General features: G+C 35.1%; 19 protein-coding genes and 4 pseudogenes. 9 read left to right on the plus strand and 14 right to left on the minus strand.

Annotation, left to right across the window (positions count from 1 at the left end; genetic code table 11):
- The first annotated feature begins 36 nt into the window (after positions 1-36).
- The 6 genes from L6E24_RS12920 to L6E24_RS12945 all read left to right on the plus strand — a co-directional run bounded on the left by L6E24_RS12920 (position 37) and on the right by L6E24_RS12945 (position 7,186).
- Positions 37-921, plus strand: coding sequence for a dTDP-4-dehydrorhamnose reductase family protein (locus tag L6E24_RS12920; protein ID WP_257742378.1), 885 nt, complete (start codon positions 37-39; stop codon positions 919-921).
- 9 nt (positions 922-930) lie between these two features.
- A complete protein-coding gene (locus L6E24_RS12925; protein WP_257742379.1) occupies positions 931-1,989 on the plus strand; it encodes a polysaccharide biosynthesis protein in 1,059 nt (352 codons plus the stop codon).
- Positions 1,986-3,077: a non-hydrolyzing UDP-N-acetylglucosamine 2-epimerase gene (gene wecB, locus L6E24_RS12930; protein ID WP_257742380.1), complete on the plus strand. Its 1,092-nt coding sequence runs from the start codon at positions 1,986-1,988 to the stop codon at positions 3,075-3,077. The genes L6E24_RS12925 and wecB overlap by 4 nt, the downstream gene beginning before the upstream one ends.
- Before the next feature lie 19 nt (positions 3,078-3,096).
- On the plus strand, positions 3,097-4,287 hold the full coding sequence (locus tag L6E24_RS12935) for a glycosyltransferase family 4 protein (RefSeq protein WP_257742381.1): 1,191 nt from the start codon (positions 3,097-3,099) through the stop codon (positions 4,285-4,287).
- Positions 4,288-4,300: 13 nt separating this feature from the next.
- Positions 4,301-5,446 (plus strand): glycosyltransferase family 4 protein, encoded by a 1,146-nt coding sequence (locus L6E24_RS12940; RefSeq protein WP_257742382.1) that lies wholly within the window; start codon positions 4,301-4,303, stop codon positions 5,444-5,446.
- A gap of 168 nt (positions 5,447-5,614) precedes the next feature.
- On the plus strand, positions 5,615-7,186 hold the full coding sequence (locus L6E24_RS12945; RefSeq protein WP_257742383.1) for a hypothetical protein: 1,572 nt from the start codon (positions 5,615-5,617) through the stop codon (positions 7,184-7,186).
- On the opposite strand, the gene L6E24_RS12950 is transcribed toward L6E24_RS12945, so the two are convergent.
- The 3 genes from L6E24_RS12950 to L6E24_RS12960 all read right to left on the minus strand — a co-directional run bounded on the left by L6E24_RS12950 (position 7,157) and on the right by L6E24_RS12960 (position 9,060).
- Positions 7,157-8,086, minus strand: a complete 930-nt coding sequence (locus L6E24_RS12950) for a glycosyltransferase family 2 protein (protein WP_257742384.1) — start codon at positions 8,084-8,086, stop codon at positions 7,157-7,159. The two genes, L6E24_RS12945 and L6E24_RS12950, sit on opposite strands and share 30 nt — an antisense overlap.
- Before the next feature lie 307 nt (positions 8,087-8,393).
- Complete coding sequence (locus tag L6E24_RS12955) at positions 8,394-8,519, minus strand: hypothetical protein (RefSeq protein WP_257742385.1); 126 nt, start codon at positions 8,517-8,519, stop codon at positions 8,394-8,396.
- A gap of 292 nt (positions 8,520-8,811) precedes the next feature.
- On the minus strand, positions 8,812-9,060 hold the full coding sequence (locus L6E24_RS12960) for an ATP-binding protein (protein ID WP_308219124.1): 249 nt from the start codon (positions 9,058-9,060) through the stop codon (positions 8,812-8,814).
- Between the two features lie 36 nt (positions 9,061-9,096).
- On the opposite strand from L6E24_RS12960, the gene L6E24_RS12965 reads away from it, so the two are divergent.
- On the plus strand, positions 9,097-10,542 hold the full coding sequence (locus L6E24_RS12965; RefSeq protein ID WP_257742386.1) for an IS701 family transposase: 1,446 nt from the start codon (positions 9,097-9,099) through the stop codon (positions 10,540-10,542).
- Positions 10,543-10,727: 185 nt separating this feature from the next.
- Here the strand turns inward: L6E24_RS12965 and L6E24_RS12970 are convergent, their stop codons facing one another.
- From L6E24_RS12970 to L6E24_RS13010, 10 genes and pseudogenes are all read right to left on the minus strand, one after another.
- A complete protein-coding gene (locus tag L6E24_RS12970) occupies positions 10,728-11,099 on the minus strand; it encodes an ATP-binding protein (protein WP_257742387.1) in 372 nt (123 codons plus the stop codon).
- Positions 11,053-11,352 (minus strand): ATP-binding protein, encoded by a 300-nt coding sequence (locus L6E24_RS12975; RefSeq protein WP_257742388.1) that lies wholly within the window; start codon positions 11,350-11,352, stop codon positions 11,053-11,055. Before L6E24_RS12975 ends, L6E24_RS12970 begins: the two co-directional genes overlap by 47 nt.
- Before the next feature lie 398 nt (positions 11,353-11,750).
- Positions 11,751-12,284, minus strand: a complete 534-nt coding sequence (locus tag L6E24_RS12980) for an acyltransferase (protein WP_257742389.1) — start codon at positions 12,282-12,284, stop codon at positions 11,751-11,753.
- Positions 12,285-12,314: 30 nt separating this feature from the next.
- A complete protein-coding gene (locus tag L6E24_RS14865; protein WP_505481581.1) occupies positions 12,315-12,470 on the minus strand; it encodes a helix-turn-helix domain-containing protein in 156 nt (51 codons plus the stop codon).
- Positions 12,471-12,540: 70 nt separating this feature from the next.
- A pseudogene (locus L6E24_RS12985) lies at positions 12,541-12,708 on the minus strand (ISAzo13-like element transposase-related protein); the annotation flags it as partial.
- Positions 12,709-12,744: 36 nt separating this feature from the next.
- Positions 12,745-13,920 (minus strand): annotated as a pseudogene (locus tag L6E24_RS12990) (IS1634 family transposase); the annotation flags it as partial.
- A 186-nt stretch (positions 13,921-14,106) separates the two neighbouring features.
- The gene (locus L6E24_RS12995; RefSeq protein WP_257742390.1) at positions 14,107-15,030 is read right to left on the minus strand and encodes a hypothetical protein; all 924 of its coding nucleotides are present in this window, start codon (positions 15,028-15,030) and stop codon (positions 14,107-14,109) included.
- A 389-nt stretch (positions 15,031-15,419) separates the two neighbouring features.
- Positions 15,420-16,586, minus strand: coding sequence for a transposase (locus L6E24_RS13000; RefSeq protein WP_257741974.1), 1,167 nt, complete (start codon positions 16,584-16,586; stop codon positions 15,420-15,422).
- Positions 16,587-16,759: 173 nt separating this feature from the next.
- Positions 16,760-17,287: a hypothetical protein gene (locus L6E24_RS13005; RefSeq protein ID WP_257742391.1), complete on the minus strand. Its 528-nt coding sequence runs from the start codon at positions 17,285-17,287 to the stop codon at positions 16,760-16,762.
- Positions 17,288-17,387: 100 nt separating this feature from the next.
- A pseudogene (locus L6E24_RS13010) lies at positions 17,388-17,921 on the minus strand (DUF4277 domain-containing protein); the annotation flags it as partial.
- Between the two features lie 96 nt (positions 17,922-18,017).
- Between L6E24_RS13010 and L6E24_RS13015 the strand changes: the two are divergent.
- Positions 18,018-19,295: pseudogene (locus tag L6E24_RS13015) on the plus strand (IS1634 family transposase); the annotation flags it as partial.
- Here the strand turns inward: L6E24_RS13015 and L6E24_RS13020 are convergent.
- Complete coding sequence (locus L6E24_RS13020) at positions 19,290-19,595, minus strand: hypothetical protein (protein WP_257742392.1); 306 nt, start codon at positions 19,593-19,595, stop codon at positions 19,290-19,292. The pseudogene L6E24_RS13015 and the gene L6E24_RS13020 overlap by 6 nt on opposite strands.
- A gap of 167 nt (positions 19,596-19,762) precedes the next feature.
- Here L6E24_RS13020 and L6E24_RS13025 point away from each other — a divergent pair, with 167 nt between their 5' ends.
- Positions 19,763-20,992: a glycosyltransferase family 4 protein gene (locus L6E24_RS13025; RefSeq protein WP_257742393.1), complete on the plus strand. Its 1,230-nt coding sequence runs from the start codon at positions 19,763-19,765 to the stop codon at positions 20,990-20,992.
- Positions 20,993-21,047 lie beyond the last annotated feature (55 nt).

Raw genomic sequence — 21,047 nt, forward strand, 5'->3', positions numbered from 1 at the left:
TAATTTCTAAGAATATATGGTGTTTGAGGACTTTTGATGGTTGGGATTAATAATAAAATTATGGTGCTGGGTGCCAATGGCATGCTGGGACATAAATTAATACAGGTTCTTTCCAGGGATTTTGAAGTAGTTGGGACAATCAGGAAAGGTTTAGATAAATATTTAGAATATCCTTTTTTTAAGGATGTTAAACTAATAGATGGGATAACAGCAGACAGATTCAATACTGTTTCAGAAGCAATTCAAAAAGAAAATCCTGATTTTGTTATTAATTGCATTGGAATAGTAAAACAGTTACCTGAAGCTCAGGATGCAATTCAGTCAATATCAATAAATGCCCTATTTCCACACCAATTGGCTAGTATTTGTCAAAATATTGATGCAAAACTAATTCATTATAGTACAGATTGTGTATTTTCCGGGAGTAAAGGCAGTTATAAGGAGAATGACTTTCCGGATGCAAATGACCTCTATGGCAGAACTAAATTCCTCGGAGAAGTTAATTATCAAAATAGTCTTACACTAAGAACTTCAATTATTGGAAGAGAATTAAATGATGGGCATAGTCTTGTGGAATGGTTTATTTCTCAAAATGGTAGGTCCGTTAAAGGCTTTAAAAAAGCGATATTCAGTGGTTTAACAACTCTTGAGCATGGGAACATATTATGCAGAATAATCAATGAATTCCCGGATTTAACTGGAGTCTGGAATCTGGCTTCAGAACCAATTAGTAAATTTGATCTTTTAGATACAATAAATAAATATTATGATTTGGATATCACCATTGAGTCAGATGATAGTTTAGTTATCGACAGAAGTCTTGATGGGTTGGGTTTTAGAAATAAAACCGGAATAATTGTTCCCAATTGGGAAGATATGATTTCAGAAATGTATTTGGATGAAAGAAATTATAATATATGAGGTTTTTAAATGCTTAGCAATAAAACAATATTAGTTACAGGCGGTACCGGTTCTTTAGGTAAAGTATTAATTCGCAGATTGTTATCCGGTGAGATGGGTAATCCAAAAAAAATAATTGTTTTTTCACGCGATGAAGCAAAACAGCATGAAATGCGTGTAGACTACTTAAAAAAATATTCCGCAACAGATGAGATAATATATAACAATTTTAAGCGCCTTCTGGATTTCAGAATTGGTGATGTCCGTAATTTCCATAGTGTAAGTCAGGTTCTGAAAAATGTTGATGTTGTATTTAATACGGCTGCTTTAAAGCAGGTTCCTTCATGCGAATACTTCCCATTTGAGGCAGTTCAGACAAACATTGAAGGACCTCAGAATATTATCCGTGCTATATGTGAAAATGATCTCCCGGTTGAAACAGTAGTGGGAATTTCTACTGATAAGGCATGCAAGCCAGTAAATGTAATGGGAATGACAAAGGCAATTCAGGAAAGAATTTTCATTCGTGCAAATCTTGATACAGAAAATACAAGATTCATCTGTGTGAGGTATGGAAATGTTTTGGCATCCAGAGGCTCTGTGATTCCGCTGTTTCATGAATTGATCAGAAATGGAGGGCCAGTTACAATTACAACACCTGATATGACCAGGTTTTTGTTAAGTCTTGACAACGCCGTTGATGTGATTTTTGCTGCTTTAAGAGAAGGAAAAAGAGGAGAAACATATATTCCGCGTGTGCCATCTGCAAAAATTACTGATCTTGCTGATGTACTTATAGGTGACAGGCCAATAAAAACAGAAATTACTGGTGTCCGGCCTGGTGAAAAAATTCATGAAATTTTAGTTTCAGAGGAAGAAGCTCACAGAACGATTAAGAGAGGAGATTACTATGTAATTCTTCCTATTCTTCCGGAAATACAGGATGAAGCTATCAAAACCGAAGTGCTTGGTAATGAATATAGTTCTGCTGACAATGTGATGACTCAGGAAGAGACCAGAATTCTGCTTAATTCATACAATCTTCTTCTTGAAGATAATTCTACTCATGAAGGAGAGCTGATTCGTTGAAGGTTGTCACAGTTCTTGGGACACGCCCTGAAATAATTCGTTTGAGCCGAATTATTGAAAAGCTTGATCTGATCTGTGAGCATGTATTAGTTCACACCGGGCAGAATTATGATAAAAATCTGAATGATATTTTTTTTGATGAATTAAAAGTCCGTTCTCCTGATTACTATCTTGGAATCCAGGGTAAAACATCCGGTGAACAAATTGGTAAAATTATTGAGAAATGTGAAAAGATTTTTATTGAGGAAAAACCGGATAAACTTCTTATTTTGGGTGATACAAACAGCAGTTTATCCGCAATTGTTGCTAAAAGGTTAGGTATTCCTGTTTATCATATGGAAGCAGGAAACAGATGCTATGATGACAGGGTTCCTGAAGAAGTAAACCGGAGAATTATTGATCACAGCAGTGATGTTTTAATGCCATATACTGAAAGAAGCCGTGCCAACCTGCTGCATGAGGGAATTCAGGGTGAAAGAATTCTCGTAACCGGTAATCCAATCAAAGAAGTAATTAATTATTATCAGTCTTCAATCGATTCATCTGATATTTTGAATAAGCTTGGTATTAAAAAGGATGATTATTTTCTTGTAACTATGCACCGTGCAGAAAATGTAGATTCAGAATCACGCCTTAAATCACTGACTCAGGCACTCCAGAAATTAAGCGATAAATATGGAATGAATGTTGTATGTAGTACACATCCACGGACTAAAGATCGCATGGAAAAGTATGGTTTGTCGTTTGATAATGATAGAATCCGGTTTTTAGAACCATTTGGTTTTTTTGATTTCGTCAATCTTGAAAAAAATGCTTTCTGTGTGATCAGTGACAGTGGAACTGTTCAGGAGGAGTGCTGTATCTTGGGAGTACCAAATGTTACAATCAGGGATGTAACAGAAAGACCTGAAACAATAGAATGCGGTAGCAATATTCTTGCAGGTGCCGATCCCGAGACTATTGAACAGTGTGTACGCTGTGTGATGGAGCGGGAATCAGAATGGATAATTCCGCCTGAATACCTAAAAGAAAATGTTAGTGACACAGTCATAAGGATTTTATCTGGTTATAATCACCGGACAGCATAATATTTTTAAGTGACATAATATGAAAATCCTATTAGTTCAGGAAACAGACTGGCTTGAACGATATCCCCATACACAGCACCATCTGATGGAAAGGTTATCGCTTAAAGGACATTCTATTAAAGTTATTGATTATGCTTTTGACTGGAAAAAGGATGAAGATGAAAAAATCTTCCAGAGTAAACAGGAATTTCATAATGTAAAAAAGATATATGGTGGTGCAGTAGTTGATGTAATTCGTCCTTCTGCACTGAGGATCTCTGTTCTGGAATATCCTTATCTGATGTTTTCACATAATTGTGAAATAAAAAAGCAGATCAAAGAGTTTAAACCGGATATAATTATTGGGTTTGGCATTCTTAATGCATATGTTGCATCCGGGCTTGCTAAAAAGTATAATATTCCATTTATTTACTACTGGATTGATGCTCTTGATACTTTAATTCCGGAAAAGACATTCCAGACTTTAGGAAGAATAATTGAACAAAAAACAATCAATAATTCCAGGAAATATTTTGTCACAAACGAAAAGCTCAAAGATCATATTATTGCTCTTGGAGCGGAGGAAGATAAGATTGACATCTTTAGTTCCGGCATTGACTTTAATGTGTTCAATGATAAAATTGATGGTTCAGCTATCCGTAAGAAATATGGCATAAAAGACAATGAAATAGTTCTGTTCTTTATGGGCTGGATTTATCATTTTTCAGGGCTAAAAGAGATAGCAGAAGAACTAGGCAAAGAGAAAGAATCGGGTAAGTATTCAAACATAAAACTGCTGGTTGTTGGTGAAGGTGATGCATACCCGGATCTTCAAAAACTGAGAGACCAATATCATCTTGAAGATCAGCTCTTCCTTACAGGAAGACAGCCCTACGAAAAGATTCCGGAGTATATTGCTTCATCTGACATTTGTATTCTTCCGGCCTACACTGATGAACCAACTATGAAGGACATTGTTCCTATTAAGATTCTAGAATACATGGCAATGGGCAAACCAGTTATTACAACAAAACTCCCCGGATTAATCAAAGAGTTTGGAAATGACAATGGTATTATTTATGCTAATTCACCAGAGGAAACCATGATAACTGCACAAGATATTCTATCCAAGGTTAATTGTCATGAATACGGAGTGAAAGCGAGAACATTTGTTGAGAAATATGATTGGATTTCAATTAGTAATCAATTTGAACAGACTTTAAAAATTTAATACAGGTGATAGAGTGAATATTCTGCAGGTTTGTCCATTTTTCAATCCAAAAAGAGGGGGATCAGTAACTATATTGTATGATCTCTCAAGGGAACTTGCTAAAAAGGGTCACCAGGTTACAATAATTACTACTGATTTTGATTTTGATCCTGACTATGCAAAATCCCTTAAGGATGTCCAGGTAATTAAATTCAATTGCTTAGCAAATATCAAAGAGTTCTATTATTCCCCAAGTATGAGGACATGGTTGAAGAATAACTTACAGCAATTTGACATAATTCATCTCCATAATTTCCGTTCTTATCAAAATAATTTAGTTTGTCATTATGCAATTAAATATAATATCCCATATGTTCTTCAGCCTCATGGCTCGCTTCCTAGAATAATAGAGAAGCAGGGACTTAAAAGGATATATGACCATCTTTGGGGTAATAATATTTTGGAAAATTCTTCTAAAATCATTGCCGTCTCTAATACAGAAGCAGATCAATTTAGAGACATTGGTAGATCTAATGAAAATATCATAGTAATTCCGAATGGGCTTAATATCAATTCATTCAATGATCTTCCCCCAATAGGACAATTTAAAAAAGAATATAACATCAAAGAAAAGCATGTAGTATTATATGTTGGACGAATTCACAAACTTAAAGGGATTGGTTTTCTAATCCGTACATTTAGTTCTTTTGTCAGAGAATGGGGCGATGATATTGTTCTGATTATTGCCGGGGCTGATGATGGATATACCGTTACTCTTGAGGATCTTGTGAAGCAACTTGATCTTATGAACAAGGTGAGATTTATAGGTCATATCTCTTTAGTAGGGGCATTATATCAGGATGCGGATGTTTTGGTTTACCCTTCAACCTATGAGATTTTTGGTCTTGTTCCATTTGAAGCATTGCTGTGTGGTACACCTGTTATTGTTACTGATGATTGTGGGTGCGGTGAACTCATTAAAGAAGCAGAGTGTGGGTATACTGTTCATTGTGGGGATGTTGATGACTTAAGTGAAACCCTCAGATATACCATTGAACACCCAGATATAGACAGAGAAATGGTTAACGCAGGAAGGCATTATATTGAAGAACACCTTGTCTGGGAGAAGATTGTAAAGCATGTGGAGGCGATGTATGAGGAATGCATTTTCCACATTTGAAGAACCTCGATTTATTGGTTGATAGGCAAGGTTTGTACATTCTGTCTTACCTGCTATAAGTATTATTCATTCAAGAATAAAGTTAGTATCTCTAATGAGCGACATATAATGACCTATCTCAATATTATAAATGATAATTCTGTTAGTTTAGGAGGATCTGGCGCTAATATGGACTTATATCGTTCAAAAATATCACGGAAACTCTTCATTAAGTTATTCATAATTATAATTTCACTTAGCGTCCTAATGAGAGCATATTATATGCTAAGATATAATTTTTTAGTTTTAGATAACGATGCAATCGGGATAACAAAGACTATTGCATCTATCGAGTTATCGGGCAGAATTCATCCAGATATTGGATACATATACAGTAATGGTTTTGGTTATCAATTATATTCCCTAACAGCATCTTTACTATCAAACATCCCGGTACTCAATTATCAACTTTGTGTACGCCCCCTATTAGGAACAGTAACTCCCATTGTAAGTTTCCTGTTTTTCTCCACCTATTTAAAAGAGAGGAGAATTGTATTAGTATCGATATTGCTATTGTTAGTATCACCAATAATTCTATTTGAGACTACAAGAGCTTCGCACATGTTTATGGACATTTCCTTTCTGTTATTATCATTCTATCTGTTAAAGAAATATTTAGATTGTAATAATAAACAATGGCTGCTATTATTAATTCCCGTTTTAATTTGCTTAGGAATTACAAATATTTTTATGGCTTTGATAATTAACATTGGACTTGCAGTGACTATTCTCGTGAAGAACTATTCTGAAAAATATTTTCCATCAAAAATTACTGATATAAAGGGTGAAAAAAGTGACCACAATAATATATTTTTAATTTTTATTATGTTTATAATCCTTTCATTTGTATCAATTTACACGCACCCAGTAATGTTCAGTATGTCCATGCATGTCCTTGATACAATTATTTCTATAGGTTCATCACTCTCATCAATATCAACTCCTGTGGCATATACATATGTTACAAGCGCATGGAAATCACCATTATTATACTGGACCGTAATTGTAATTTATAATATTACAATATTGCCACTTTCACTCATTTCATTTACGTATTTACTATATAATATTTTTATAAAAAAAAATCCAATTTCAACTGAAAAAATTAGCATGATTGCAGTATTTGGAATTATGGGTCTTTTAGTTGTTGTTTCAATTATAATAGATTTTATCGGTGCTGGAGGAATTGGATCGAATCTTCAACTAAGGATAACGACATTAATCATACCCTTCTCAATAGTAATTATAGGTTTTCACAGCCAATTAGATCCAGTTTCTTTGATCCATAAAATATTCTATAACAATAGTGTTATTTTCATATTTTTGTTATTTATTATTGGATCAATGCTTTACATCACTGCAGATCCTCTTGTTTCAAATTCTTGGAGATATACAAACAGTAACGAAATAAATTCTATGTACTGGTTAGAAAATCAATTGGATGAACAAATGACAGTCTGGGAAGGTGATAATATTGTTACTGGATCAAGATATGCAATGGCATATGATTTATTTATGCCATTCTCATCTGATAGAAAACTTATCTTTGTACCTGCATCAATGGAACCAAAATATTATTTGATTTCTAAAATAACTTCAGATCACTATGCTGATTCTGAGATTTCCATAGCATCTTTAAAGTATTTTGACTTGATTTTTGAAAATGGGGACTCAAAATATTTTACTATATTTAAAAAATAATCTTTTTATGTACTTTATACCAAGATTAATCGGTTTAGACTTACTGTATTTGAATGAATGTAATATTTGTTTGAATCCAGATATAAAATATCCATTTATTAAGTAAACTCCTCCTCCATTGAAATAAACTGAAGAATATGCATTATTTATGAAGTAATCATCTTTATCTGAATTTATTAAAGAACACTTATTTTTATTCAAAATTTTAAGATGTTCATCAAGGTAATTTATAGATAGTGCGCTGCTTTTAGCTTCAGGATAAATTCTTGCACAAGCTAATGTTTTAGGAATGTAATCAATTATCCCCACAAAAGATAATCTTATCCAGTAATCAAGATCCATACCCAAATTCAATATTTCATCAAAATTTCCTATTTTTTCAACGATTTCCTTTCTTAAGAAAACAGTCGGTTGTGGAATATAAAAACAACACCCATATAAATCATCCAGAATAATTGGCTCTCGGACAACCTTTTCAATTTGATTTGACATTTTATCTATGTGGATAATATCTCCAAATATCATATCAACTATAGGATTATTATTGAAATAATCTGCAATAACACCAAAGGTTCCTGGTAAATAAATATCATCGCTATTAAGGTAAGCAATTATATCTCCAGTTGCTTTTGAAAGACCTTTATTTATAGCATGTGTTTGTCCCTTATCCGGTTCTGAAACCCAATAAGATATTTTATCCTCATACTTCCGGATAATATCGATGCTATTATCGGTGCTCCCCCCATCAATAATAATATATTCAATATTTGGATAATCCTGATCTATTACAGAAAGTATAGTTTCTTCAATAAACTCCCCCTGATTATAGCTTGGGGTAATTATTGATATTTTTGGTAATTGACTACTAATATTACCCTTGAGATCATTTTCAGCTATCATAGTAACTTCTCATACAAATTCTATGTGTCAATTTAATTTACCCATTTAGCTAGTTATTAGTACACTACCACTAAGGTAATCGTCCAATTTCTTTTTAAAATCCTTCATTGCCAAAACTACGATATTTTTGTGAAGAATGGAAGGAAATGTGGGCAGTGTAGATATACACTGCGCTCGATAAATCCTTTTCAGCAGTAAATCAAATATTTTAATGAAATAATGAAGTAACGTTAATATTTCCAAAAGAGAACTGGCAGTAGTGTACATTTTTTTAGCTATTTGGGTAATTTATATTTCAAATCTTTACTTATTCTTTGTTTATTTTAGCAGGAACTCCTTCTACAACGAAATAAGGAGGTACATCCTTTGTTACAACTGTTCCAGCGGTGATAATTTTGAATAATTGTTCTCCTAAACTTAATCCTCCTAACATATACTGAACCCTATCCTCTAAGCAGAGCAAATATAAGTTAAATTGTGTAGCTCACCTTGAAATTCATATTTATCTAAGACATATAGTTAACTTATTTTTAATTTTTATTAGGATAAACCCTGTTTTTATTCAAAAACTTATGATAAGTCTACATCTAATTTAGATATATATATGCATGCTTTCTAAATATATTTTATGTAAAGAGACTGCATATGTCAATGACGGTTTTACATTCCCCAGTACCGTCGGTTTATTATTCCTCACCCCTCTTAAAACGTTCTCTAATTTCGTGTCAAAAATGTGGAAACCCTTCTCCTTTTGTTTTTGACTGATCAACCCACAATTTATGACTCTTTCTGTCTTTCATACGGTAATTTTCACCTCGAATATTCACAACCGTGCAATGGTGAAGAATACGATCAAGAAGTGCAGCGGCTATCACATGGTCCTGAAATATTTCACCCCATTCAGCAAACGTTTTGTTTGAGGTGAATATTGTTGTTCCTCTTTCACTTGAGTTAGTAAAATTAAGCGAAGTCAAACAGTTTGATCAATATATTTATATAACATAACTGTTTTGTATGTTGACTTTTCAACAAGGGGAAATCCTATTTCCGCACGAGATATTCAACATTGTGATGTTGATATCGGTAATTTTCTGAAGAAAAATGGATACGCAAAAGAATTAGTAAATGGTAATCGAAGTGTTTTCCATCATTTTTCAAGTTATTCAGAAGGTATAATCACCTTACCTCGTGGTTCCAACATGAGTAAAATGTCTGAAAATCTCTTAGAATGTGGATCTCCACGTGTTCTGAGCCATTTCATCTCAAAATCCCCATGGTTGGCTGAAAATATTATGAGATTAAATCGCATTAATACTGTCAAACTTCTTGGACCTGGTGGTTCTCTGATAATTGATGAATCCGGCCAACAGAAATACGGGACACATGCGGTAGCTACCTCAAAGCAGTATCTTGGAACAGTTGGACGAACCTGCAATGCACAGGTTGAGGTTTTTGGTTCTTACTGTGTTGGCAAGACCTCAGCTATAATTGATTTTCAAGTCTTTTTTACAGAGCGTTGGGCAAACAATACCAAGAAAAGCCTTAATTGTGGAGTTCCACTTGAACTGCTCGAACATAGAACAAAACCAGATTTAGCATTAGACATCGTTGACCGGGCAATTTCTGATGAGATACCTTTCACTTACGTTCAGGCCGATGCATTGTACGGAAATGATTCAAAATTTCTTGGTGCTCTTGAAGAACGTGGTTTGACATTTATTTGCGATATTGCAAGTGATACTCAGGTTTATATTACCGAACCAGAACTGGAATTGCCAAAAAGAAAAGGAAATGTGGGGAGATTTCCTTCAAAACTTAAAGTGAAGAACACTTCACCAACTAAAGTTAAATGGTTGTCAGAAATCCAAAAAAACTGGAAAACTGTCGATATAAGATTGACTGACAGAGGCATAAAAAGTGTCGAATGTGCAGAGCTAATTGTGTGGCGTCGGCATAATGATCTGCCCGCTGAAAAACCAGTAAAACTCATTATGATTCGTGATCCAGAAGAAGATTTCTTGAGATTTTCAGTTTCCAATAATCTGGAGTTTGACTTGGACTATCTTGTTAAAGCACAAGCGAAGCGCTACTGGATTGAAAGAAATTTTGAAGATGTGAAAGGTTTGTGTGACCTGGATAGCTTCAGAGGGAGGAGTTGGACATCCTTAAATCATCACATTGCCCTTTGTGTAACTGCTCATCTGTTTTTGTTGCATTTGAAGGAATATTTCCGGAAAAAATCGAAGATACTCTCACTAAATCAGACTGTGGCAATTGTGAGATTGCGTAAACCACTAAGAGTTTTTACAGAACAGGAACTTGCTGATTTGATAAATAGAACCAATTTCATACGTGCAAAAATGAGGGATCGGAGAATCATGAAGTTTATTCAGAAGCGCTATGAAAAAGAGAATATCTGGTCAACCAATATCTTAGAGTTCCGAACAAAAGGCTAAATTTTGGTCAACGCATCATCATAGTTGAGCCTTTGCTTACCGTGAGGTTTAGAACTTAGATTAATATTGAATAATTATATTTTAACTAATTGAATATAATATTCGTAAAATAATGGTGTGGTTGCCCAAAACTGAATTTGTGACTGAAACTTGAGTTCCTAATATCGTAAATGTGACAATTTTCACTAAAAAAGTATGCGCACTTTTTCAGTTTTACCAACACAAGTTTCATATCTTCTTGAAATCAACTGGAAGAAACAGTAAGCCGCATCTGCATCAAATGGCAGATATCCAATTTCATCAATGATCAGAACACATGGTCGTGTTAGCTTTTTCAGATAGCGGTTTAACTGACCAATATGATGAGCTTCTTTTAGACGTTCAATCAGTACTGAAGCATTCAGAAATATTACAGGAATTCTCTGCTCTATTGCAGCTACCCCAAGACCAATAGCAAGGTGAGTTTTCCCAACACCAGGAAGACCAAGGAAGACAACATTCTCACCAATATCAACAAATCTTAGCGTAGCAAGATCCCGTATTACAGTCTTTGTCAATGGAGGGCTGAAACGTAAAGTCAAAATCATTTATTTTTTTGATGAGCGGAAAACCTGCATTCTTGGTACGTGTTCTTATTGTTGATGATACCTTTTCCTTCCATTCCTGCTCAATTAAATATCCAATGGTTTCAAGGGGACTCAGATTCTCCTTCATAGCACTTTCAAAAGTTGGTTCAGGAAGAGCATCCATCGTCATTAGTTTCAATTGGATTAGCTGTTGATGAACCTGTTCAAGAAGAAGTGTAGTCATAAGTCATCACCCCTCTAAAAAGAGCATCATAATCCGCAGTACTGCGTATTTCTGTCAATGCCGGGTTTAAGATCTACTACCTTGCCAGAGTAACGTTCATCAAAATAGTGAGGGAATAAATCTGAGTTTAATACCATCAAAGGTAATATTTACTTAATTATATGCAGATCCTTCGGTTAAAATAATAGAATTCCTTTGAAGTTACTGTCGAAAGTCAGATGGATAGACAACCTCACTCTATTCTGGGCATGATATCTATAAATACATATATTCGGACATATATGTGTTTGTTGATTTGGAATTAGAACTCAGAACAAAATTTAAAAAGAATATGGGCAGTTCTGGGAGGGATTTTGGGTGTCATAAATCCAACCCTATTTTTATACTATAGATTTAAATCAATGAAATTTGTTTTCATATTTTAACCTCTCATAATGATCTATATCGCGATACTTAAATACTTTAGCTGGATGACCTCCTGCAATTCCATATTTAGGTATATTGGATACAACAACGCTCCCAGCCTGAATTATTGCACCTTCACCAATATTCACTCCACTCAATATAGTTACATTCATGCCCAACCATACATTATCATTAATAATAATGTCTTTTTTTATTTTTGTATGATCATAGGGGATCGCACTACCATGATTATAGTTATGATTATCTGTGATCATAATGCACCCCATACCTGAATGAAAATAATTTCCAATATAAACATTTCCAATCCCATAAATTTTCATCCCATTAAAATTTACATTATTTCCAAGGTATGTATTTTTAGTTACTATTGAATATCCATTTACTTTTAGTGATTTTCCATATGAATTGCAAGTTTTTTTCACTGATGTCGTATATCTATTCGATTTATAGCATTTTATAGCAAATAAGATTTTGTGATAAATCTTTTTTATTGTTTCAGGAACCATCAACATATATATTTTGATGCTTCCTGTAATTTAAACATTTCGAGACTGGCAGTGACAAAGATTGTACTCCTTAGCTCTTTTCAGTGTATTTACCACTGTTGTTCGTGAGCAGTTACAGGATTTTGCAATCTCCGTTTTCTTTAATCCAAGACTTTCCAGTCTTAGAATTTCCTTGTAGTTTTTCATACAAAACGCTCCTTTTTGGCATCTAATCGACACCAAATGACTATTTTGCACAGGCTAAGTAGCCGTAATTTTATAAGTCGTCCACGACATAGTGACATTCATCCTTTGGAGCAATAGTATAATTCCATTCACCATGAAATTGATTCGGGAGAAGGAACAATTCGTTCATCTCTTCTTTTGATACTTTCCTTCCAAGAGGATATGAATTGTTATCAACACAACATTGAACAGTCAATCCCTTAGATCTCATGTTTCGTTGATCCTGAATCCTAAATCATAGATTCCCAGAAATTCGCTCAAATATTCCTCCGTCTGTTCCAAGAAGACTCAATATTTTCTTTTGTAAATCGGTCAATTTACTCATTAAAAACACATTTTTCCCTTCTATGTCCACTATTGTTAGAGTTATATCTTCAAATATCTTTAACATCCTTTCAGCACGTGGCTTTTTTGTACTTTTCTTGGGGTTGTACTCATATACTCCTGCGAGATCTTTTCCGCTTTTTTCGAGAGAATCATGAACTTTCATCTCAATCGATACCAGTACTCTTAGGCCAAGTGATGCAAATTTGATCAGACCATCAATATGATCATCCCGCGTTAGAAACATAGGATCGATTGATGTTGGGTGATTTTTCAGACGGTGGAATTTATCTTCAATAATGTACTGATTTCTGTACGCCAGTACAACTTTTTCAAGAGGAAAACTGCTTTCAGGTTTATTTGTCGCATAAACACGCCACCCCATAGTTTTGTGTGCGTCATCATACGCCTGTTCATTTAAATTTACTCGGCAATTTATTGTCCTTTTAATAATTTCACGTTCAGGATTATTTTTATATTTCCTCTTAGTAATCCTCTCCTCCTTCTCCTCAAAACCAATTTCTAGGATGCCGGCAAGGGAGTGACTGTTAAGAATATTATTTCCTTTTTCTATGGCTTCATCTATTGTTTTTGGTGGTTTTCTGCCCTTTCCTCTTAAATTCATCTGTTGAATTTCATCGGTTGCTTTTGCGATGCGCCTCTCCAACGCCTTTTTTTGAGTTTCAGCATAGGTGAAGGAACGGACATAGATTCTTCTCTCCTCCCATTGAAATTCAATATTATCTTCAACTGAACTTTGGGAACTCCATTCTTCAAATCCTTCACCAATAGGGCGTATTTCACCATCAGAATATTCTCTGCTAACTTCAGTGAGCTGACATTCAGATTCATTGAACTCCTCTATTTTTTCTATCAGAAGCGTATTTGGCATTATTTTTTTGGGGAGCGGTGTGAGGTAAAAATCACTGTTTTGGACAATTTCTCTCCGTATCGACATCGCACTCATTTTAGAATCGCCAACGTACAGAAGTCCAGATTTATTAAGCGACTTACGAACTTTTTGGATTATTGGAGTATAGGTGGGATCATCAGCGCGATTCCCAGGTAAAGTTGAAATGGTTACAGGGCACAGTCGGATTTTTCAGTTACGGTGAAAAAATCTGGAAGATTTTCCAGTGGAAATATGCCTTTTTTTAGTAGAATTGTTCCAAACCTTAAAAAAATAAATCTCAAATATATCATTTGACACGAATAATATGTTGAGGTACAAAGTTACCACTATTTAATTTGCATTTTTTCCAAATGCCTTCCTCTATTTGAACGATATGGCTCTAAATTTGTTTATGATCTCAATAAACGTGATTGGAGGCTTATCTAACATATTGGCTCTCTTTAAGGCACTTATTTTTAGTTGCTGAACAATCCCTTCATCAGTCCTTTGCTTCTTCTTATGGTTGGTTTTAAGGCTGGTTGAATAATAATTTTCAACTGCATTATTTGTAGCCGGTGCACCCAAAACTGAATGGAAAGCCGTCAAAGGCTTGATATCCCTTGTAATCTGCTCCAATCTTTTCCTTAATTTATTCGCAAGTTTATCATTAACTCTTTCATCAGTGTCAATATCATTGTCAACGAATTTTGTAAGCTCTTCAAGATTATCCAATGTTTGGTCGTAAGAATTCATTGGGAGAGTTTCTTTTTGTCTTCTGCGAGATTTTTCTTTATTATGAAGAAACTCTCTGAATTCCTGAAATTTTTCCTTTTTCCACTCTCTATGCCCAGGTAAACCAAGTTCTTCTCTTGATTCCTGTTCTTTGATCAAATTCTCAAGGAAAAGTAGCTCTTCATTACGGTCATAGAAGATGTTTAAAAATTTATATTTTATATATTCTTGATATAATGTACAATTTTTAGGAAATACGGATACAACCAACTTATTTTGATGAAATAAACACTTCTGATGGATATGATTATCTCCAAATACCTCATCAAATATTGCAGGATATCTTCTATCTAAATCTGTGACAATGAACACACATTTATTTTCAAAAGATATGCTGGATAAAAAGGCAATAATTGTTTCATTATCCTTTGAATCAACCAATTCTTCTAAAATTGGTCTTTTTGATTTACCATCTAAGATAGTTAAGCGATATTTCTGCGTTCTTTCTCTTTTAGGATGTTGTTCATCATAGTGGATAATTAGAATATCATCCTCAAAATTGATTGGTGGCAATTCAATTTCTGCGTTCTTTCTCTTTTAGGATGTTGTTCATCATAGTGGATAATTACAGTACTTTAAACTTAGACGATCATTAATATGTTTAAACCTACAATATTAAATTCAAAATACTCTCTTAAATTACCTAAATCGCAGTATTGGCCCTAAATTCTCCGTTTTTTTGCACCGAGGTCACAAGGCACGTTTTGTAAACCTATTTTGATTAACATCACTCATCCCCATTTAGGCCTCATTACATTCTTCCATTTCTCATCGAGATCAATCTGAAAAGAGTATCTTTGAATTGAAATTGTGTTGTTTCCAGTGAAAAAGTTACAAAATTATAGATAGCTACCGCTAAATCGGTCGCAGCTGCATATTCCGTTCATTGAGATGTCAGAATGTCAGCTTATAGCAATTTCATCAATCCTTAATATACGAAAATGAGTCATACTTTCTTCAAATATGATGGCAAGATAATGATTTAAGGGGAATTTGTCCCTGTATATTACTTTTGGTCCTCTCTGAATCTTTGCAAATCGCTTCCATTTTGTTAAAACCCAAAAATTCTGAATTATGCATGCAATTAGATAATAAAAAAATCTCACCACATGATCCTTGGTGGATGTTCTTACTTTGAATTTATTATTAATGACATATGTTGATTCAATGGCAAATCTATGCCTGTATCGCTCACTAATTGATTGTGGGGAAGTATTAATTTTGTACACAACAAAAGCACGATGAAGAGCACCTTTTTTACCCTTTTTACCTTTCATGTAAATGACACGATCAACAATTTTCACCTTACATTTTAGCTTATTCTTCGATTTGGCGTTTATAACATATTCAAATGATTTTGATTTCTTTCCCTTCAGCTGCCTTTTGAGTTCATCACTGTTCTTCTTAACAGGCACTATGTGAGGAATTTCAGATTCCTTAAGGTAACTGAAGATTTCAGCAGAGTAAAACTCACGGTCAAGCATCAGAGATTTGATCTTGAATCCATATCCATAAATTAAATCAACACAATTCTTTATTGCGGTGAGGTTAGTGGAATCTCTAAACAAAGGAATAACCTGAAGTATAAGGTGCTTATCCATATTTACAACCGAGAATGTCAGGTATCCAACAAAATAATTTGTCGATGCCTTTCTTTTTCCACCTACAATTGGAGATTTAGGATTTTTTTTATCCTTTTTCCCATAATATGGAATTAGCGTTATATCAATTGCAAAATCATACTTCTGACCTTTCTTAAGGATTCCTTTTCCCGCTTTTAAAAGCATTTTTGGAGTATTTAGTGTCAATTCCTCCATATTAAGGCCATGAAGTTTTTTTAGACAAGTCGTATGGGACGGTAGTCCTTCCGTCATTTTTGCAAAACCGGATATTGAGTTATTAGAACATGCCGTAGCGATAGCTCCCCGAATCAACGTTAGACTATCATAGTTTCTGCCACCTGTTAAGGTTACATTCCCCTCAACAAGAGCGCATATCGGTTCAAGGTTTCCAAGCTTATTTTCTTTATTAAGCTCTGATTTGCCTATATTTTGACAATTATTTGCCATATGAGGGGTTTTTGAGAGTATATAAACCCCACCATAAATCAGGCGTACGTCAAAAAAATAAGGTAAATTCGGGCTAAATTCTAAAAGAATTTGGCGATATTGGGGTAAACGCGCAGTATTACGCGCAGTAGTCCATGTGGTTTGTCATTAAAATAGAGAAGTACTTAACTTTCTCAAGTTGGGCAGAAATACTCTGAGCAAAAAATGGGGTTTTTCAGGAAATGTTTAAAGTACTGAATTAGAATATCATCCTCAAAATTGATTGGTGGCAATTCAATTTCTGAGAGCTTTTCCTTGGCCAAATCTTTAAAAAAGTCTTTCCCACGCGGAATAATAAACTCTGAAATCTTAGCAATTCCTTCGTAAGAAACATTCTGATCAAGACATTGGAGTGTGAATGAACCATAAAAGTCTTTAACTTCAGAGAGTAAGTTTATCCAGGAAGATTTTGATTCTTCTACGTTTAAATTACAGTTTGAGCACTTATACTTTCCAATTCTAAGACTGCCCAAATTTTTCCTCGAATAGCTATTATGACCATTATGAACCATCTGATGGCCACATTTTTCACATTTTGGTGGATTTATTCTTCGAATTACAGAATTATGATCAAATACGTAATCATTGGAAAGATCTCCAAATATTTTAAAGATGGACCCAACATAATTGTCATCATATAACTTATCTTGAATTTGTACCATGTTGCTCTAAAATAGTATTGGTTGTACAAATATGAATATATTTCATTTTTAGGTTCAAAATAGCTGTACTTATCCTATCACTGATTTTTCAGACTGTGCCGGTTACAGGCAAACCAAGAGGATCTATTGTTGCAAGAGCAATTTTAACCTGAGGAAGGTCCTGCCTGTCTTTTGATCTTCCAAACTGAATCAGACTGTCTTCTGTCACTAAACAATTTGAATTGACAGTTGTGCAGTCAATTCGCACGGTGGGATTCTCAAGATCGTAAACACGCAGACTCTCCTGATTTAGTCGTGATTCAATCTGTTCCCAAATCTCATTATTAGATAATTTTTCAAGTATGATGGCTAATCTATCATCCGTAAAATCAAGCTCTCGGACTTCCATTCCCAGAAATCGGCTCAATGTATGGATATGTTTGCCTGCCCATTTTTGAACATGACTTAATCTGTGATCAGCCTGACTAAGTAAATGAGTGATCCAAACAGCACATGTCTCACCAATCGGAAGCCCACTCCAATTTCCGTGAGTTGGACAAGCGTCATTCACAATTTTTGGGAGATTCATTGTTTGCAATGTGTTAAGCAGAACGGGAATGTTATCTACTCGTTCATTAGTCACTAACTTAGTCATTATACCTCTTATTTTGCTTTGATATCAAAAATAACTCGCTATGTTGGATTTCTGATTATAATTCGATCATTTGCTTTTTGAAATGGGCGAAAGGGCAGTATTGCATACTATTTAATCCTTGAAGACAGCACGCCACTATACCGTTTTGAGAAGTGGGGATTCCTGCACAAACATCCCTATGGCAAAGACATCACCTCACAACGCAGTAGTGAACTGTTTGCCAGCATTACTGAGGAGGATAAACTAAAGTTCTTCAACCTTCAGGGGAAAAGAAGGCTTGATAATGAATTTTGGGCATATGACACAACAACTCTGTCAAGCTACTCAGAATCCCTCAAGCAGGTACAGTATGGCCGCAACAAGGAGCACGACAAATTACCTCAACTGAATCTTGCTCTCGTCTTTGGACAAGAGTCAAATCTTCCCTTCTACTACAGAAAACTCGCAGGCAATATTCCTGATTCAAAGACCATTAGCCGCCTGCTTGAAGAACTGAATATTCTTGGTTACTCGAAGGTCAAGCTGGTCCTGGATCGGGGATTTTATAGTGAAGTCAATATTAACAACATGTTTAAGAGTCATCCGAAGTTCCTTGCTGGTGTTAGTATGTCTTTGACCTTTATCCGGGAAGAGCTGGATGGAATCTACGACAATTTTAGAAGCTTTGAACGTTACAGTGAGAACTACGAACTGTATTATCAAACCGTTCGAACCACCTGGAATTATACACAGAAACGTCCGTACAAAGGAGATACTCTTCAGGAATCACGTCGTCTTTATATTCACTATTTCTACAACATCGACCGGGCAGCCGAAGATGAGAAAAACTTCGACCGTAAGCTGATCGCACTAAAACAGGAACTGGAATCAGGAGAACGTGTTCCCGGACACGCGAAACTTTACCAGCGGTACTTCATTACCAAAACAACACCGAAGCGTGGAACAAAGGCACAGATTATTGATGAAAATGTCAGCAAAGCCAAGCGATATTTTGGCTTTTTTGCTCTAATCTCAAATGAAAAGATGGATGCAGTAACTGCTCTTGAACTTTATCGCAACAAAGATGTAGTTGAAAAAGCATTCGGCAACCTCAAAGAACGCCTGAACATGCGGCGTACTCTTGTTTCATCAGAGCAAAGTCTTGATGGAAAATTGTTTGTGCAGTTTGTGGCACTGATTTATTTGTCTTACCTCAAAAAGCAGATGCAGGATAAGGATCTTTTCAAGAAATACACATTGCCGGGTATGCTGGACAAACTGGATGTCATTGAGTGTTTTGAACAACCGAGGAAATCTCTAAGGAGGGGTGAGATACTCGATAAACAGGTGCAGCTCTACCATGACCTGGGGGTGGTGCCACCCACATCGTTATGAAGGACGGGAATCCAGGTTGCAAGGATTTGATGCCAGTACTCGGAGAACTCCTCTTTTAGCAGAGGAATCATTTCTTTGAATTCCTCCTCCAAAAGGAGGGCATTTCCATAATCCTTCACGGTACGGACTTTTTGCGTGGACAAATTCAGGCTGTGAAAGAACTACAATGACGAAGTCATCCCATTTAAATGTGTCTTGGGCTGGGGGCCATATTGGGCTTCTTTTTGTAACGATCAAGCATTGTGTCACAGCCTGAATTAGGTGTTTTCTCCTTCCTTGCAATAAATCCATGATCTTCATTCAAACGCCCAAGATATTTGGTGACTTTCTTGGGACCTTTCTTATCCTTATCATACCTGGTTGTTGAACGGTAAACATATGGGTTGCCCTTGATGTATTTGGGCTACTAAGCAACAGCCTCTCAAGGGTAAGTTAAATATCATATGTATATATAAATATGTTATTACATGAAAATTCTTCATATTGTAGCAGGAGATTTAACCGGAGGAGCATCAAGGGGAGCATATTGGCTGCACTTAGGGCTTAAGGAACTTGGTATAGACTCTAAAATAATTACAAATAGCAAAGAGACATTTGGCGACAAAAATGTAATCTCTGTAACAGAAAATAAGAAATCAAAACTTATCGATATGATAAGAAGTCAGCTTGATATGTTTCCCACAGTCTTTTATCAAAACCGTAAAAAAGTTATTTTTAGCACAGGATTTGTGGGGTTTGACTTTACCAAAACAAGAGAGTATAAAGAAGCAGACATCATCCATTTGCATTGGATAAATAATGGATTTATCAATATGAGACATCTTTCTAAAATATCTAAACCTGTCATCTGGACAATGCGTGATATGTGGCCTATGACCGGTGGATGCCACTGCTCTATGGAGTGTGAGAAATACCAATTTGGATGTGGTGGATGCACGCAATTAGGTAGTTCATATGGGTATGATTTGTCAAAGATAGTTCTGAACAGAAAAATAAAATATCTCCCAAAAAACATCAAAATGGTGGGTATAAGTAATTGGCTAAGTGAAACTGCCAAAAAAAGTCTTGTAATGAAAAATTTTGATGTTAAAACTATTCATAACAATATCAATACGAAAGATTTTTACCCAATAGATAAGAAAAGTGCTAAAGAGATTCTCGGGCTCCCCATAGATAAAAAGATTATTTTAACTGGTGCTCAAAACGTTAATGACATTTGGAAGGGGTTTGATAAATTTCTGGAAGCCACAAAATGGCTTGATAAAGACAATTGTTATCTTTGCTTTTTTGGGAGACTTGGTACAGGAATCATTGACAACTTGGGTTTTCAGTATATGAATTTTGGTTTTTTGCATGATACTATTTCTTTGCGGCTTCTTTATTCAGCTGCTGATGTATTTGTCGCCCCCTCTCTTATGGATGCATTTGGAAAAACTTTAGCAGAGTCTATGGCATGTGGGACTCCGGTTGTCTGTTTTAATGCTACAGGGCCAAAAGATATTGTTGATCATCAGTTAAACGGATATAAGGCTACACCCTTTGATAGTCATGATCTTGCTAATGGGATAAACTGGGTTCTCGATTCACCTGAATATACAACAATTTCTCAGAATACAAGAGAAAAGGTTTTGGGATGTTTTGATAGTAAAGTTGTTGCAAGACAGTATATTGAGCTTTACAAATGTATTCTTAAGTAGGACTAACTGGCCATATTGTCCCCATATAGGTTTGAAACTTCCATGGGGCACCTGA

The sequence above is a fragment of the Methanoplanus endosymbiosus genome, assembly GCF_024662215.1.
Taxonomy (GTDB): Archaea; Halobacteriota; Methanomicrobia; order Methanomicrobiales; family Methanomicrobiaceae; genus Methanoplanus; species Methanoplanus endosymbiosus.

Bases quoted from the DNA above. Each gene is read 5' to 3' on its own strand.
- L6E24_RS12975 (WP_257742388.1), bottom strand. From the start codon at position 11,352: ATGACTACACTTCTTCTTGAACAGGTTCATCAACAGCTAATCCAATTG.
- L6E24_RS12920 (WP_257742378.1), top strand. From the start codon at position 37: ATGGTTGGGATTAATAATAAAATTATGGTGCTGGGTGCCAATGGCATG.
- L6E24_RS12925 (WP_257742379.1), top strand. From the start codon at position 931: ATGCTTAGCAATAAAACAATATTAGTTACAGGCGGTACCGGTTCTTTA.
- L6E24_RS13005 (WP_257742391.1), bottom strand. From the start codon at position 17,287: ATGGTACAAATTCAAGATAAGTTATATGATGACAATTATGTTGGGTCC.
- L6E24_RS12950 (WP_257742384.1), bottom strand. From the start codon at position 8,086: ATGATAGCTGAAAATGATCTCAAGGGTAATATTAGTAGTCAATTACCA.
- L6E24_RS13020 (WP_257742392.1), bottom strand. From the start codon at position 19,595: ATGAAGATCATGGATTTATTGCAAGGAAGGAGAAAACACCTAATTCAG.
- L6E24_RS12945 (WP_257742383.1), top strand. From the start codon at position 5,615: ATGGACTTATATCGTTCAAAAATATCACGGAAACTCTTCATTAAGTTA.
- L6E24_RS12955 (WP_257742385.1), bottom strand. From the start codon at position 8,519: ATGTTAGGAGGATTAAGTTTAGGAGAACAATTATTCAAAATTATCACC.
- L6E24_RS12980 (WP_257742389.1), bottom strand. From the start codon at position 12,284: ATGGTTCCTGAAACAATAAAAAAGATTTATCACAAAATCTTATTTGCT.
- L6E24_RS13000 (WP_257741974.1), bottom strand. From the start codon at position 16,586: ATGGCAAATAATTGTCAAAATATAGGCAAATCAGAGCTTAATAAAGAA.
- L6E24_RS13025 (WP_257742393.1), top strand. From the start codon at position 19,763: ATGAAAATTCTTCATATTGTAGCAGGAGATTTAACCGGAGGAGCATCA.
- L6E24_RS12935 (WP_257742381.1), top strand. From the start codon at position 3,097: ATGAAAATCCTATTAGTTCAGGAAACAGACTGGCTTGAACGATATCCC.
- L6E24_RS14865 (WP_505481581.1), bottom strand. From the start codon at position 12,470: ATGAAAAACTACAAGGAAATTCTAAGACTGGAAAGTCTTGGATTAAAG.